Here is a 15548-nt window from a genome sequence, read left to right on the forward strand (position 1 = left end):
TGAAAATTAAAGTAATCTCTATTCTAAATATATAGTGTCATCTTCCCAGAGATAATCTTTAATATTTACAAAGTTTGTGTTTGAATTGGTTAATAAATTTGTTTCTGATAAAATAACTCCTTCTTTTATCAACTTATTTTTTTGCTGGGTTACATAATTTATCAAATGACCTTTAGAGTCTAATATTCTATGTAGTGGATAATCTACAACCGAGGTTTTTTTCAGGTATATAGGAATAGCTCTTAGATAGCTATTATCTACTCCCATCCCTTTGATTATCTGTTTATATGTAACTACTTTCCCACTTGGGATTTTGATGATAAAATTTAGGAATCGTTGATATGGATTTTCAGATAATGCTGGAAATTTATTAGCTTGAACCTGAAAAGTACTACCAACCTGGATTTTACCTGATTTAATAACTACGCCTAAAATTCCTCTTTTACCTTGAATGCTCTTTAATGATTCTACCAAGTGGGCTATTCGCTTACATGGTTCGCAGTGAAAAGTTAGACGAATTGCCACACCACTTTCAAAGGTTAGCAGAGAACCAGGGATAAAATTATTAAATTCTATACCTGTAACCACAATATTTTCTCGCAATTCTCCTGGTTTAATTGAAAAGTTTAAAATATCTTCATACCTAACAATTAAAACTTGCCTTGGACTTATAGGATCGGCATTAATATCTCCTTGTATACCAGAACCGACTTTTAAGTTTAATGTTTTAAGCTCTACCATTGCAGAACCTGGTTTTAACTTGGTGAAAAGATGCGTTATTAAGAGAGCCATATTTATGCGGCGGCGCGATCAATTAATCAAAAAGTTACTTTTCTAAACGAACTGCATACCACTGTAAATATTGCCCAGGAGCAATATCTAATTCGCAGCTGGTGTCAAGTAAATATTGTGCTTGAGCTTCCGCAGTATCAAACTTTTGTAAATCAGGCGGCAAATCTTGAATTATGAGTTGTTGGAGAGTTGTTTTGAGCTTTTCTAATAACTCTGATTGTGTCAGAAATTGTTCTGGTTGATTTGTTTCTAGAACAACAAAGTGATCTTGCTGATACATTAATGAGTCTGGCATTTTAAAGATTGAGTGAATGTAAATAGGTTTTGATTTGTGGATGAAACAAAAATGGCAGTTATATATAATTTTAAAAAAATTATCAGGTTTTAATTTTTATTAACTATTAACTTACCATATTTTAAATTATAGAATATTTGCTATTAAATCACTGTTTTTTATAATAAACATAAATTTTAATTTAAGTTACATATCTCATTATTAAATAATAATCTTGAATTATTTTATTAACCCTTTACTATATGATAAAGCTTTTTGCCAAGGTAAATTTAGATTATATACTAATGAGACTAGACATCCGTAGCCCTTGTCGAATAGACTAAATAAAATTGAGTTAAGTGATATTAATATTGAGTCTTAACTATATTTTAAAGGGACTTTGATAATTGCTTTGCGCTGTATCGTTAGGTTTCTAAACTAACTACAGAACTAAATAATTAAGGTGTGCATTAGCAAATTTTAAAAAAATCGCAATTTAGTTTTAAGAATGGGGAAATATAAAAGTAACATTTCCTCTCCTAGCCATAGGCGAACAAAAAGGTAAGAATTGCCTTCGTGTTCCAATTATAGATTGTCTATGCAACTTAGTTATCTACCGCTTGCTTGGCTCAGTAACCCTAAGCAGTCTATTGTCAAAAAACAGTTGATTGTGAAGCCAGATACACCTTTGCCGCAAATCTTGGCATTGATCAAAAGAGCGATCGCCCCGATGCGATTGAGTTGCACAGCCTTATTCAGGATACTTCTGCAAGTGGAAAGCAACTCATGTCAGGCATAACTCCATTTTCTGTTTCTAAGCAACCACCACTGATTCTAGTAGCTGATGATGACAAGGCCATCCGGGTATCGTTACGTAAAGTTATGGAACAAGAAGGTTATCGAGTGGTTGAGGCCAATGATGGTAAGCAATGTTTAGATGCTTACGAGACTATCAAACCGGATATAGTTTTGCTAGATGCTGTAATGCCTATAATGGATGGTTTTACCTGCTGTAAGCACTTGCTCCAGATTGCCAGGAATAATTTAATCTCAGCCCTTGCAACATTTGATACTTGTTCAGTCCATAGTAATACAGTGATATCATCAATATGGAAGCGCACTCCCATATTGATGATCACATGCTTGGATGATGAAGAATCCGTAGACCGTGCTTTTGAAGCAGGGGCGACTGATTACGTCACTAAACCCATTCACTGGCCTGTATTGCGCCAGCGATTGCGTCGCCTGCTACAGCAAGCCCAAGTATACAAACAGTTAGAGGCGGCAAATCACGCTTTGCACCACCTCGCCAATGTAGATGGCTTAACTGAGTTGGCAAATCGTCGCCGTTTTGACGATTATCTCAATACTCAGTGGATTAATCTGGCACAAGAGGAGTGTCCTCTGTCAATGATTTTGTGTGATATCGACTATTTTAAATTTTATAACGATAAATATGGTCATCCTGCTGGGGATGTGTGTTTACAAAAGGTAGGTGCTTTATTAAGCCTCAAGGCGCAAAAACATCAAGATTTAGTAGCCCGTTATGGTGGCGAAGAATTTGCTGTGATTATGCCATACACCCCTGCATCTGGCGCAGTTCACATTGCCGCAGCCATACAAGCAGGAATTAAAGATTTGCGAATTGTTCACGATGGGTCTGCTGTGAGTGAGTATGTCACGCTAAGTATGGGCGTGGCTACTGTTGTGCCTACTTGGGAATCCTCAGCTTCAGATTTGATTGTGCAGGCAGATAAAGCACTCTACCAAGCAAAGGCCGGGGGGCGCGATCGCTTTATCTCAAGTTCTTAGTTGTCATTTCTAAAAAGGATAAACTGGTAGTGTGAAGTGGAACCATGCTCCGTTATTGGGGGCAGAGTCTACCCAAATTTGACCATAATGTGCCAGGATGATCCGTTGGCATAAACAAAGACCAATCCCGTAACCTTCTGTACCTTCATCCCGTTGTAGGCGGAAGTGATTTTCAAAGATGCGATCGCGATTCTCTACAGGAATACCAGGCCCAGTATCGCCAATACTAAACTGAACTTTTTGGGTAGTGCGGTGCAATCCGGCAACGCTAATCTTGCCACCTGCTGGAGTGTATTTGATGGCATTATCCAACAGATTAACTAGCACTTGGCGGATGCGTTCTGGGTCAGCATATACATAAGGCAAGTCACTAGGAATATCTATTTCTACCCCTTGGGATTTGGCGGTGTAGCGATCGCACAATTCTTCTAATACATCTAAACATAGTTTCCCTAGCTGTAACTTTTGTGGTAAAATCGGAAACTCTGTATCTTTCCCACGACCTACCTCTAAAAGATCAGCAATCATCCGGTCAATGATCTTAGTTTGATTGCGGGCTTGTTTTAATAAATGCGCCGTCAAGGATGGCTTGAGGCGCTGGAATTGGCCTGTCTCTAAATTGTAGTTAGACTGGAGAGTTTCGATAGCGATCGCCGCAGCAGTTAGCGGATTGCGAAGATCGTGCGCCAGCATAGCAATCACCCGGTCTTTAAACTGTAGCTGCTCTTGGAGATTATCTTTTTCCTGTTTTAAGCGAAAAATTTCGTCTGAGAGTCGGATTAGTTCCGCAGAAACCGCAACTGAACGGATAGTGGATTTGGGTGATGTCGCCTTAGCATTGTCGTCTATACGTTCTTGTAAGTCTTCTTGTAGTTTTAAGCAAGCGTCTACAGCTGCTTGCCAGCGAGGCCACCAGTTTTTTAATTGCGCTATGATATTACTCCCAGCCAAAACCTGTCGTGGTTCTGGATGGATTTTAATTAAAGCTGGCGTTGCTATCAATTTAAAGTGTTCTGCTAAGTAAGGTTGTTGACCAACATCGATAGTTTCAACTTCAAAACTATACTCAGCCTGCAATTCTTTTAAGTAAGCACGGATTCGCTGCACCTGTTGTCGAGACTTTGGGCGTCCATCGACAAATAGTAGCAGCTGGAGTGGAGCCTCAGAATAAATAGGCTGATCCTGGGAAACTTGCATGTAATCGTGTTTCAGCACTGGTAACAACCCGGCGACGCTTTCCAGAAAGTAAATATAGACTGACGGTTGTCGATGGTCGTTGTTTTTTCTTGAATTTAATATCTATTTTAGATTCTTAATACTCCTATCAGTTCTGCGTTTTTGACATCAAACATATCATTTTCAGCCTTTTGCCCGGTTTTGGTTAACTTCATCTCTAAGAAACACCCTTTTCCTTGAATATAAGTCTTAATTTACCCTCAAGCAAAAATTTTCGCCAAAGCTAGCAGCTGAAACGTTTAACGCTATGTCAATTCGAGTATTTGCTTTGAACAAGTAATCACTAAAGCAAACGCAGATGGTAATTGTATCTAATCTATCAGGAAGTTGTTAACTGTTCAGACCAAGTTTGTAGAGGAATTTCTCAACCGCCAGTGCATCCGATGAAGTGTCTTTTTTGCCTCTACCCAATCCTAGTAATGATTAGGAAAATAGTCACAGCTAAATATGTACTGTCTCTATAAGTTGCGAAACGCACCCTCTGCCCAGCCTTCCTAAAATAACCCCTACCCTATACTAGAAGAACAGGGGATGGATTGCCAAAGAGAAAACTTTGGATTACATAGAGGCGATGCCTACGGCGGTAAACTACGCTCTTTTAGAGAAAGCACTCACTGCTTTCGACACTGCCAAGAAACTCTTGACTATAGCACAAGTACCACTTTCCCCAGAAAATCAATCTAGAGATACTAGGTAAACTGCTTTGCCTATTATCACCCCGGCCTCCAAAAAGCACAAACTTACGCTAAGTTCCTGGAATTGCTTAATAGTGGCATTTTTCACCTATTGCCTCATTCAGCTTACCATCGTCAGATGAATAATTTCCAGAATCTAGTTTCAGTCAGCGTTAACCAACTTTAGACTCTTCCCCTCCTTGAGGCTAAAGGGGGCTTTATTACTAGTCTATCACTTCAGTTGCTTGGCGTAGGCAATGCCTGCCGTAGGCATCGCATTACGAAAATTAAAGCTTTTGCTAGCTACACTGTTCTTTGGTAAGTTAACGGGAGCAACGCGATTTTCTGAAGTCAGACAAAAAACGAGCGATCGCTAAATCCTAAATTCAGTAAATTAGTAAAATATATACCTAATAAATAGGTTGTAGCCTAAGTAATACTGAGAAAAACCTATCTTGATGGTTTTTTACTTCTCTGATGGTGACAAAAAAGTGTAGGATGCCCTTTGAGTAATAGTTTTGATGTTTTAGATCAAAACAGGGAGTTTGCAGTCACCTCATGAACAAAAATATACATTCAAGTTTAGATTTAAGCAAATCACTGTCAAACTTTAAAGAAAAAGTTACGAAACTTTTAGAAATCAAAAATATAAGCGAATGGTCGGCGCAAACTTTTAAAAAGAGAGAAGAAGAAATTAGGAATACAGCATTAACTTTAGCAGGAGAATGTGTAGCAATTTTACTAAATAAACTATCTCAATCAAAAGATGCACTAGACACAGCAATAACTCAAACGAGAAATTGGCAAAATCAAACAACCAAAAAACACGGTACTTATCAAAGGCAGATATTAACAGTTGGTCATGTCAAAGTAACTCTGTCATTACCATATTTAGTTGAACGCAACAAACAATCACATCAAAAAGGAAAATATTTAAAGTTGGGATTCTGCCCCTTTCTAAAATGGTTAGGAATAGAAGAAGGATTAACACCCCATGTTTGGGCAACAATTACAAAATATGGTGCCATTGCTGGTTCCTTTGAAGCTGCACGTACAATCTTAACAGATTGGGGAATAAAAATTAGCATAAAACGAATAGAACGCATCACATATTATTTTGGAAAAATTGGAATAAATTTGCGTCAATCTAAATTATCAAGTTTAGCTCTGGGCAGTTTACCTATAAATAATCTTCTAAAAGACCAGCGCGTTGTCATTGCTGTAGATGGTGGAAGAACGAGAATTCGGATTAATAAAAAAGGTAGACGCAAGCTCAAGACTAATCGGCTAGGTTTTACTGGAGAATGGGTTGAACCAAAATTGTTAACTATTTATACAGTGAATGAGCATGGTAAAAAAATTAGGAGATCATCTCTACCTATTACCAATGATGGGACATATTTGGGTTATCAAGAGTTTCTCAGTATTCTAGAAATGTATCTAGTTGATTTGGGAATAAGCCAAGCTAAACAGGTTTTGTTTGTTGCTGATGGTGCTGAATGGATTTGGAAACATATTCCACCTTTATTGGAGAAACTAAAATGTCCATCTGCCACTTATCAACTATTAGATTTTTACCACGCAGCCTCACATTTGCAAGACTTTGCTGACGCTGCTTTTGCTACAGATAATGAGCGTCAATCATGGTTTAAACAAGCTCGTAAAGCTTTAAAAAAAGGTCAAGCTTTAAATTTAATGAGAGATATGGGTGAATTTATTGCCTCAGCTACTGGAGAGCGTTGTAAAACTTTAATTCGAGAACGAAATTATATTCTTAAAGCTTATCGTAGGCGGCTATTAAACTATCCTCTCGTTGCCGCCCATCAGCTACCACTTGGTAGTGGTGCAGTTGAAAGTTTAATTCGTCAAGCTGTTAACTTACGTATGAAGGGAAACGGTAAGTTTTGGCTTCAAAATAACGCAGAGATTATGTTACATCTGCGATGTCAATGGATAGCTGGAAGTTGGAACAATTTTTGTGACTCTATTTTTAATTCTTTCCTTAACCCCAGCAGTGCTTGAACAATTTATACAGAAACTCTCTCATTGCCAGCTTCTTGTGATAATTAATACTTAGTATTCAAGCGAAATTATTACCAAATTACCTACCAGTCATCTTTTTGAAATAACTCATTAAGATTAATTGTCGTGCTTACTTAAAATATTATACGTCAAAAAAATAACTTTTTACTTAGCTATATATTTTAGCGATCGCTTGTTTTTTGTCTGACTTCAGAAAATCGCGTTGCTCCCAAGTTAACAATCAGTTATCGGTGTCAACTGAATATTTGCAGAACTCTCTAAAAATTTGATTCTCACTCTAGTGGTCTGCCCCATTAGTGACCAGAGGTGAACAAGTTCGTAGTCAGAACTTTAGTCCTGGATTTTTAAGCACGCTTTGTGCTTACTACGAACTCCCTTAACCTGTAATAATCCCTGTGAGCTTAGAGCATTTAAATCACAAAACTATTATCTAGCAGCTATTTTAGGTTGATTTATGGTTTTTTTCCCAAAAATGTTAGTTTGTCAAAATTCTAGGGAACTCTATAAATAAGCATGGGAATTATGAAAACCTAATGGCTGTAAAACAAAGACAATACGGTAGCTTTTGCTACCGTTTACTCATTTTTATAGATATCATCTTCACCAATAGAGACATTTAGCAAGAGGACATAGTGAGTTGGTAGTGTCTTTTGGTGATAGATATTAAGAGGTAGAGAGGCACAGAGGCAGAGAAAATGAGTTTGTTTCAATATTCCATTCCCCATTCCCCATTTCCATTTAATGAACAGTCTGCGCTAGGGTAGGAATTGAAACTCCATTTGTGATTTCCTGTGCTTCCCTGCAAACGTCCAGCTGTATTTCTAATTTGGGCTGTTCTACTGACTTCGTTAACAGCCTGTGCTAACAGTCCAGTCGCCAAAAACCTTGAGGAATCTTTGGCGGCAGATCCGAAGCTGCAAAGCAATCCAGTTGTCTTTGGAGAATCTCAGGGTAATCAACCGCAAGCACAGCAAAACCAATCAACAGTTCAGTTACCTGCTGATTTTCCTAAAGATATTCCACTATATGCTAATGCCAAACTACAGGAAGTGACACCTGCTAGCGGCTCAGAAAACAGAATCTCAACTCGTTGGTTGAGTTCTGACCCCAGTAACTTTATTGCTAGCTTTTATAGTAGCCAGTTTAAAACAAATAACTGGCAGATTTTGCAACAGCCAACAGATGATGCTGGAGGTGCTTTTGAGGCACGTCGTAACGATTTGCTGTTGAAGGTTTCCATTCAGCCGAAATCAGTTACTAACGCCACACCTAATCAACCCCAAACAGCCACCGAATTACTGATTGACTACGTACCTAATAGTACTGCAACGGCACAATCTACCCCGACTACAAATCGTAACGAAACTACTGAGGCCGTTCCTCAACTAGGAGATTCCCACTTCATTGGCCCGGTACCACCCGCAAACTTGGCAGCACAGCCACCAAGTACGGCTAATAACCAAACGACTCCTACAGCCACACCTGAATCTCAGGAATTCAACGATCTAAATAAGGTACCGCAAGAATGGCGGCAACACATCCAAGACTTGGCTGCATTAGGTGTTTTGCCTTTAGAACCAAAGGCAACTAAGAGCAATTCTACTACCACGACTAACCAGTTTGAACCCAGTAAAATTGTTACACATCGAGAATACGCTCGTTGGCTAATTGCTGCTAATAATGCTATATATGCCAGCAATCCAGCTAAACAAATTCGCTTGGCATCAGAAAGTACTCAACCAGTTTTTAGTGATGTGTCGGCAAAAGACCCTGATTTTTCAGCAATTCAGGGATTAGCCGAGGCTGGGTTAATTCCCAGTCCTTTGTCTGGAGATTCTACAGTAGTTTTGTTTCGTCCTGATGCACCCTTAACGCGGGAACAGTTGCTGCTGTGGAAATTACCTCTAGATACTCGCCAAGCTTTACCCTCTGCTAACTTAGATGCAGTCAAACAAACGTGGGGTTTCCAAGATGCAGGGCGAATTGACCCCAAGGCATTAAGAGCAGTGTTAGCTGATTATCAGAATAGCGAACAATCGAATATTCGGCGGGTGTTTGGTTATACGACTCTGTTTCAACCCAAAAAACCAGTAACTCGTGCTGAGGCTGCTACAGCTTTGTGGTATTTCGGCAGTCAGGGTGAGGGTGTGTCGGCTAGTGAGGCTTTGAAATTAAAGCGAAGTTAAAGCGATGTCTACGATCTGACAATTCAGATCATCTGAAAAACCTCACTTCTATTTCTCTCTTCCTTTAAGGAGAGAGACTTTAAATTTTCACCCTTAGAGTGTCGGGAAGGGGGTTAGGAGGTTAGGTTTTCGTGGACTTTTCGACATAACCTGAATTGTCAGGACTACGATGAGCTACACCATTCTGTTGCGGTTAGTCTGTACATACCATAAAAGCGGACGATTCTTACCCTTTAGCATGTAAATTTTGCTATTTCTTTGTAATATAGCTATTTTTTATCAAGAAAATTTAAATCTAAGTATTTTCAGCTTTTTTATCTGTGTTTAATAAATTTTTGAGGCATAGTTAAGTAAAACAACGTAAATTAACTCAATAGGCGTACTGAATCAGGGCTATTTCATTCTCATCTAGCCTGCCTCAGAATGAATTCACCAGGCGTATAGCACTCATTCGTCTAAAGACGACTGAGAAAAGATTGTAGTCCGTTAAAAGGCACTTTAGCTATAAGAGAGGAACTTTAGTTATGGGCGATTTATGTCTCGAACGAAATAGCCCTAGTACTGAGTTTTGAAGTAAATCAAAAGGGGAGCATCCCAATGAGTGCTTACAATCTTTTCCCTCACCCCCAGCCCCTCTCCCAATATATGGGAGAGGGGAGACATAATTCTAGTTCCCCGAATCCCATATGAAGGGATTCGGGGTTAGGGGATGAGGGCTATCAAGGTTTTTGTACCTGACGGGATGCTCCCAATTAAAAGAGAAGTTGTCAGACTATGACCCAGGACTTACGCAAAAACTCTCTCAAACTCTTATTCCTCTGTGTTCTCTGCGTCCTCTGCGGTTCGTTTTTTGGTCATTTTGCGTAAGTCCTATGACCCTTTGATTACTTTTAATACAGATTAAAAATACCACAGGTAAAACGAAGATGAAAAAACAAGCTATAGCGGCAGGATTTGTTCTATTTTCTTTCATGTTGCCGGCCAAAGCCTCGGCTGCGAGTTTTGATCAGCTTTATGTATTTGGCGATAGTCTTTCCGATACAGGCAATATATATAATGCTACGGCTAAAATATACCCTCAAAGCCCACCTTACTTTGAAGGACGTTTTTCCGATGGGCCAATTTGGGTGGATTATCTCGGAGATCAGCTAGGGTTGAAGCCTACTTTATTGACTGATATAAATTTCACTACTATTCCTCCCACACCAATTCCTACCCAAGGGATAAATTTTGCTTTCGGTGGTGCTAGCTCTGGTTTCGATAACGCTGTCGTTCCTAATCAAAATTTACCGGGAGTACTCAAACAAGTCCTTGGTTTTGCTGAAAATCTGCAAGCTAATCATCAAACTGCTGATCCAAATGCACTTTATACATTGTGGGGAGGCGCGAATGATTTGTTTTTTCTCAACCCTGAAGACTCGACCACGCCAATCAATAATATATCGCTGGCATTAAATACTCTGGTAGGAGTGGGCGCAAAAAATATTTTGGTGTTTAACTTGCCAGATTTAGGAAAGCTACCAGCCGCTACAATCAACGATCGCAACCCTACAACTCTTACCAAATCCACTAATGAGTTTAACTTGGGTTTAGCAAAAACTGTCAGCACTTTGAGTCAAAACCCGAATCTCAACATCATCTCTGTTGATACTTATTCTTTATTTAATCAAGCAAGTGCATTAGGTTTTACGAATCTAACCGAATCTTGTCTATCTAGGTTAGATATATGTAAACCAGGTGACAATAAGTTTCTGGTTTGGGACGGTTTTCACCCAACGACTGCGGTTCATCAGGTGATAGCAGATGCTGCGCTGGCGGCGATTGAGGCTAAGTCTGTTCCTGAACCTTCAATAAATTTGGGGATTTTAGCTCTTGGTGCTTTTGGTGCTGTAGGAGTGCTGAAGCGTCAACAAAAAAGGTCAGGACTTGGATCAGTAGGTCGGGTTGTTGATGCACAATTGTCTCATACAACAGTTGAAAAGTGAACTAACTGTATTGATGTGGGATTACGATCGCTTATTTGAAATTATTGAAGAATTAGTTATGCACCATTCCCCTAGTGGTGTAGAAGCTGAGATTAACCAGTTGTTGATGCAAAAATTTGCGGCGCTGGGTGTGGAAGCTTGGTGCGTAGCTTGCCGCCGTAGGCATCGGGCTGATAATATTATTGCGAAGATTCCAGGGAAAAATCCAGACCGAGCGATTGCTATCACGGCACATAAAGACGAAATTGGCGCAATTGTCAAGAGTATTGGTGATGAAGGTTGTGTCAAAGTCAGCAAACTCGGCGGTTCTTTCCCGTGGGTTTATGGCGAAGGCGTGGTAGATTTACTGGGAGACAACGAAACCATTAGCGGTATTCTCAGCTTTGGTTCCCGCCATGTCTCTCATGAATCGCCCCAAAAAGTGCAGCAGGAAGATACTACTGTTAAGTGGGAAAATGCCTGGATTGAAACAAAGCTCACATCTGCTGAATTAGAAGCAGTTGGGATTCGACCTGGAACTAGAATGGTAATCGGCAAACATCGCAAGCGTCCAATTCGGTTAAAGGATCATATTGCTGGTTACACTTTGGATAACAAAGCCTCTGTTGCGATTTTGCTAGCTTTGGCCCAAAATCTGAAACAGCCAGTAGTCGATGTTTATTTAGTAGCTTCAGCAAAAGAAGAAGTGGGGGCAATTGGGGCGCTATTTTTCACCCAAAATCAGCCTTTGGATGCTTTAATTGCTTTAGAAATTTGTCCCTTATCTGAGGAATATCCTGTTAAAGATGGGGAAAGTCCTGTACTTTTATCTCAAGATGCTTATGGGATATATGATGAGGGGTTAAATGGGCAATTGCGCCATAGTGCCAAGCAACTCGATATGCCAATACAATTCACAACTCTGAGCGGGTTTGGTAGTGATGCTTCGATTGCGATGAAATTCGGCCATGTTGGGCGTGCTGCGTGTTTGGCATTTCCCACGCAAAATACACATGGGTATGAAATTGCTCATTTAGGAGCGATCGCTAATTGTATCGATTTATTAAAAAATTTCTGCGAAACTGAGTTTGAGTGATATTTTCAGGCTTTGATTTGAAGGAGCGATCGCATATCAACCCAAAATATAGCAGTCCTAAATCATTTGTGAAAATTATATATCTTTCTTCTTTCTTCCCTTTGCGCCCTTAGCGAACTTTGCGGTTAGTTTTCTTATTTATATTTTCACGAATCAAATACGACTGCTATAGCTAACATCACTAAATTCATAGTTTGTCATATTCTGCATCATCAGGATTATCCCAGATTTTGAGCATAACTGGTTCAGAAAGTTTTGCTGCTGCAAAGGTCAGCCTATGGTCTGTATTTTGCTGATCCAAAGAATCAATAAAATCTTCAACTAGTAAAACTTTTTCGGGAGGTAGCTGGCGAATTTTTTTAAGTAACCTTTGCTCTGAAATGCTATCAGTTTGCATTATTTAGATTCTCCTAACCTTGCCTATATTGGTTGCTTGATGCATTGATTATAGTTTTTGGTTGTTTCTAGGATCAAGGCGATCGCTAATTGTATCGATTTGTTAAAAAATTTCTGCGAAACTGAATTTGAGTGATATTTTCAGGCTTTGATTTGAAGGAGCGATCGCATATCAACCCAAAATAGCGTGAATTTTTCTGGTTGTGGAAAATGCGCGTAGGCGTAGCCCGTCGTAGACATCGCACAGCAAAATTATCCCTACTGTTGATGTCGTGTGAGCGGCGAGCGCTATATCTCTGGATTAGGGATTAGATGTATAATAACTGAATACTTCATACATTTATTTACTGGTTAAAACTATTAAATGATTACCGTTACACCAGAGGAAATTACTGAGTTTCGCAGCCAGTTGGTCGATAGTCCAGAGGCTTTAGCAGCTTTGGATGACATAGAAGAGTGTAAAGGAAATCTGGAAGCAGCAGCACAGTTAATTGCTGTTAAGACAACCGATACAGAAGTCAGCTTGAGAGGAGATTCAAATTATTTAGACAATTTAGCCCAAAAATTCAGCAAAATCATCTGTCAGGAAGAATTTGACGACTTAATGACGGGAGTATTGACAGCTGCGATCGCTACGCTGGCGGCGAGTGGTAATATTCCCATAGCCCTAGCAACTCCAGTGGTAATTTATGTTGCCAAAATCGGCGTGAAGAAGTTTTGTGAAACTGCCAAACCTGAATCCTAAAGCCCTGTAGCTGTAAATCCTGCCCAGTAAAATGGTGCTGCAAAAGGGTAGGGTTTGCGCTTGCAGGTTCTTCTTAATATTGCTCTTGCTACTGGACGCTTTTCTTCTGGAATTTGAGCAAAAATTTCTTCTATTTGTGGCTGATATTGATCTAACAGTGCTTCAAATTTCTCTGTTGTTAAATTTCGCAGCCAGTGCTGCGCTTGATTGAGTGCAAAGGAGACACTATTTATTGTTTGCAGGTTTTCATAAAATTTCATCATCAAAAACGCTGTAGATAAATCGCTGACAGTCCACAAACTAATGACTACAGCTTTACTCCCAGCTAATAGAAAACCGCTAGGTAAACCAATGTATTCATCACTGGTATTGTTAAAATCAATCAATCCAGTTTCGCAAGCGGAAAGGGTGACAAGACGACATTTTGCCAATTTGAGACTGAATATTCTATCTAAAGTCAGGCATTTTTCTAAATCGTGGGTTTCCCCTGCTCGTAAATTCAGGTAACGTTCGGAGTCGGGTTTTGTTGGAGTGTCTGCGATGGGTGCATTTGCCAAAATTAAGGCTGAATTACCGGGGTTTGTTAAGTTAAAATACCCGTGACAGCTAAAGTGGGCGCAATGGTAAGTATTTAAGTCAGTATTATTAATAGCTGTGAGTGTCGCTGCTGTTTTTTTCAGAACGTTGGAAGTATTAAAGTAGCTTTGAATAACTTGTACTTCTAAATCGGTGTAATTCAGGTCTTCTGTAGGATTTTGAATTGCAAACAGTGATTGAAAATCAGGGCGTTGTCGCTGTTGTACTTGTTGCAGTAGTTGACAACTGGGTGCATAGCTCACACCACTAGCAAATAAATCCAGAAGACAAGTCAAATTTTCCGAATTTTGATTTACTGGGAGTACATGAAGGGGGAATAAATGCAGGAATCGATGGGGAATTAGGATGAGTTTATCGCAGTGTTTTGGTATCTGGGTTAATATTTCATCAATGTGCAGAATCGAGGCTAATTGTTTGAGTGCTTGCCCTAAATTATTCAGCCATTGGTCTTTTTGCTCGTAGTAGTTCTGCAAATATTGATTTATCCAATTTACCAAAGCTTCTCGGTCTTCTGGTTGGGATTGCCAAACAGTTACCTCTCCTTTTTTTGTGACAATAAACGCCAGAATTTTCTCGTCGAGAATATACCACTCAATAATGGCTGTATGCTCATCCAAGGAAGCTTGGAATAAGTCGAATTTGAAACCATAACCTACAGGTAAGTATTGGTTTTGCAATTCATTACGCTGCTGTCGCAACTGTTGGAGATGTTGTGCAAGGACTTTGGGATTTTCAGCTTTGCCATTTTGGATTTGATATTGTCCTACGGCTATTTCATCCCTGTATTTTTCTAATTGAGTGAATACTTCTGGAGGGAAGATGGTTTTAGAGTCACGTTGAAGAATTTGTTCAACTAAATTGCGGGTTTTACTACGTTCAACATATTCAATTGCTTCGGTAATCTTATTTAATTCCCTGCAAACTTCTACCATGCGGCTATAAACTTGGTTAAAGTATTCCGCTTGTTTACGCTTGCTTTCTTCTCCAGATACTATTTCTTCCCGTAAAGATTCTATAGTGGAAATGGCAGACTCAAAAGTATTGAATGCTAAGTCGAACTTGTTTGCATTTTGGTAAGTTATTCCCAGGTTGAATAAAGTCTTTGCCCATTCTTGAGGCAAAGCTTCTCTGGTTCTGACAGTTAAAGCAGCAGCAGAAGCAGCGATCGCAATTTCAATGTTATCTGCCCTGTCTCCTTTAATTCTACCCCTGTAGGCAAGTCCGAGATTATTTTGCGTAATTGCCCATTCAAAAGGCAAAGCTTCTTTGGTGTAGACAGTTAAAACAGCAGTTAAAGCCGCGATCGCAATTTCAATGTTATCTGCCCTGTCTCCTTTTATTCTATCCCTGTAGGCAAATCCGAGATTATTTTTCGTTGCTGCCCATTCTTGAGGCAAAGCTTCTTCTTTGTAGACAGTTAAAGCAGCAGTATAAGCAGCGATCGCATTTTCGATGTTATCTGCCCTGTCTCCTTTTATTCTCTTGCTGTAGGCAGCAGCAAGATTATTTTGCGTTGCTGCCCAATCAACAGGCAAAGCTTCTCTGGTTCTGACAGTTAAAGCAGCAGCAGAAGCAGCGATCGCATTTTCGATGTTATCTGCTCCGTCTCCTTTAATTCTATATGTGTAGGTAGCAGCAAGATTATTTTGCGTTGCTGCCCAATCAACAGGCAAAGCTTCTCTGGTTCTGACAGTTAAAGCAGCAGTATAAGCCGCGATCGCATTTTCGATGTT

General features: G+C 39.6%; 13 protein-coding genes. 8 read left to right on the top strand and 5 right to left on the bottom strand.

The features are described from left to right. Nucleotides 1-18: 18 nt before the first annotated feature. Nucleotides 19-741, bottom strand: a complete 723-nt coding sequence (locus V7K73_RS06805) for an MGMT family protein (RefSeq protein ID WP_334878349.1) — start codon at nt 739-741, stop codon at nt 19-21. Between the two features lie 85 nt (nt 742-826). Next, nucleotides 827-1087 carry a chlororespiratory reduction protein 7 gene (locus tag V7K73_RS06810; protein ID WP_334878351.1) on the bottom strand — a complete coding sequence of 87 codons (261 nt, stop codon included), beginning with the start codon at nt 1085-1087 and terminating at the stop codon, nt 827-829. A gap of 577 nt (nt 1088-1664) precedes the next feature. On the opposite strand from V7K73_RS06810, the gene V7K73_RS06815 reads away from it, so the two are divergent. Both V7K73_RS06815 and V7K73_RS06820 read left to right on the top strand, forming a co-directional pair. Continuing rightward, on the top strand, nt 1665-1865 hold the full coding sequence (locus V7K73_RS06815) for a hypothetical protein (protein WP_334878353.1): 201 nt from the start codon (nt 1665-1667) through the stop codon (nt 1863-1865). After that, nucleotides 1853-2878, top strand: a complete 1026-nt coding sequence (locus V7K73_RS06820) for a PleD family two-component system response regulator (RefSeq protein WP_334878354.1) — start codon at nt 1853-1855, stop codon at nt 2876-2878. The genes V7K73_RS06815 and V7K73_RS06820 overlap by 13 nt, the downstream gene beginning before the upstream one ends. Nucleotides 2879-2887: 9 nt before the next feature. On the opposite strand, the gene V7K73_RS06825 is transcribed toward V7K73_RS06820, so the two are convergent. Next, entirely contained in the window at nt 2888-4093 is a 1206-nt protein-coding gene (locus V7K73_RS06825) for a histidine kinase (RefSeq protein ID WP_334878356.1), read from the bottom strand. A 574-nt stretch (nt 4094-4667) separates the two neighbouring features. Here V7K73_RS06825 and V7K73_RS06830 point away from each other — a divergent pair. The 5 genes from V7K73_RS06830 to V7K73_RS06850 all read left to right on the top strand — a co-directional run bounded on the left by V7K73_RS06830 (nt 4668) and on the right by V7K73_RS06850 (nt 12077). After that, nucleotides 4668-4811, top strand: a complete 144-nt coding sequence (locus V7K73_RS06830) for a hypothetical protein (RefSeq protein ID WP_334878358.1) — start codon at nt 4668-4670, stop codon at nt 4809-4811. A 535-nt stretch (nt 4812-5346) separates the two neighbouring features. Next, the gene (locus tag V7K73_RS06835) at nt 5347-6810 is read left to right on the top strand and encodes an ISLre2 family transposase (protein ID WP_334878360.1); all 1464 of its coding nucleotides are present in this window, start codon (nt 5347-5349) and stop codon (nt 6808-6810) included. Nucleotides 6811-7622: 812 nt separating this feature from the next. Next, complete coding sequence (locus tag V7K73_RS06840) at nt 7623-9017, top strand: S-layer homology domain-containing protein (RefSeq protein WP_334878362.1); 1395 nt, start codon at nt 7623-7625, stop codon at nt 9015-9017. A gap of 926 nt (nt 9018-9943) precedes the next feature. Then, nucleotides 9944-11002 carry an SGNH/GDSL hydrolase family protein gene (locus tag V7K73_RS06845; RefSeq protein ID WP_334878363.1) on the top strand — a complete coding sequence of 353 codons (1059 nt, stop codon included), beginning with the start codon at nt 9944-9946 and terminating at the stop codon, nt 11000-11002. A 13-nt stretch (nt 11003-11015) separates the two neighbouring features. Continuing rightward, nucleotides 11016-12077: a M42 family metallopeptidase gene (locus tag V7K73_RS06850; protein WP_334878371.1), complete on the top strand. Its 1062-nt coding sequence runs from the start codon at nt 11016-11018 to the stop codon at nt 12075-12077. Between the two features lie 187 nt (nt 12078-12264). Here V7K73_RS06850 and V7K73_RS06855 read toward each other — a convergent pair whose 3' ends face one another. Further along, the gene (locus V7K73_RS06855; RefSeq protein ID WP_334878365.1) at nt 12265-12474 is read right to left on the bottom strand and encodes a toxin-antitoxin system, antitoxin component, Xre family protein; all 210 of its coding nucleotides are present in this window, start codon (nt 12472-12474) and stop codon (nt 12265-12267) included. A 363-nt stretch (nt 12475-12837) separates the two neighbouring features. Between V7K73_RS06855 and V7K73_RS06860 the strand changes: the two genes are divergently transcribed. Beyond that, a complete protein-coding gene (locus V7K73_RS06860) occupies nt 12838-13218 on the top strand; it encodes a hypothetical protein (RefSeq protein WP_334878366.1) in 381 nt (126 codons plus the stop codon). Here the strand turns inward: V7K73_RS06860 and V7K73_RS06865 are convergent. Further along, the coding region (locus tag V7K73_RS06865) for a CHAT domain-containing protein (protein WP_334878368.1) at nt 13215-15548 on the bottom strand (2334 nt) is incomplete at its 5' end. The two genes, V7K73_RS06860 and V7K73_RS06865, sit on opposite strands and share 4 nt — an antisense overlap.

This window comes from Nostoc sp. (assembly GCF_036916975.1).
Taxonomy (GTDB): Bacteria; Cyanobacteriota; Cyanobacteriia; order Cyanobacteriales; family Nostocaceae; genus Nostoc.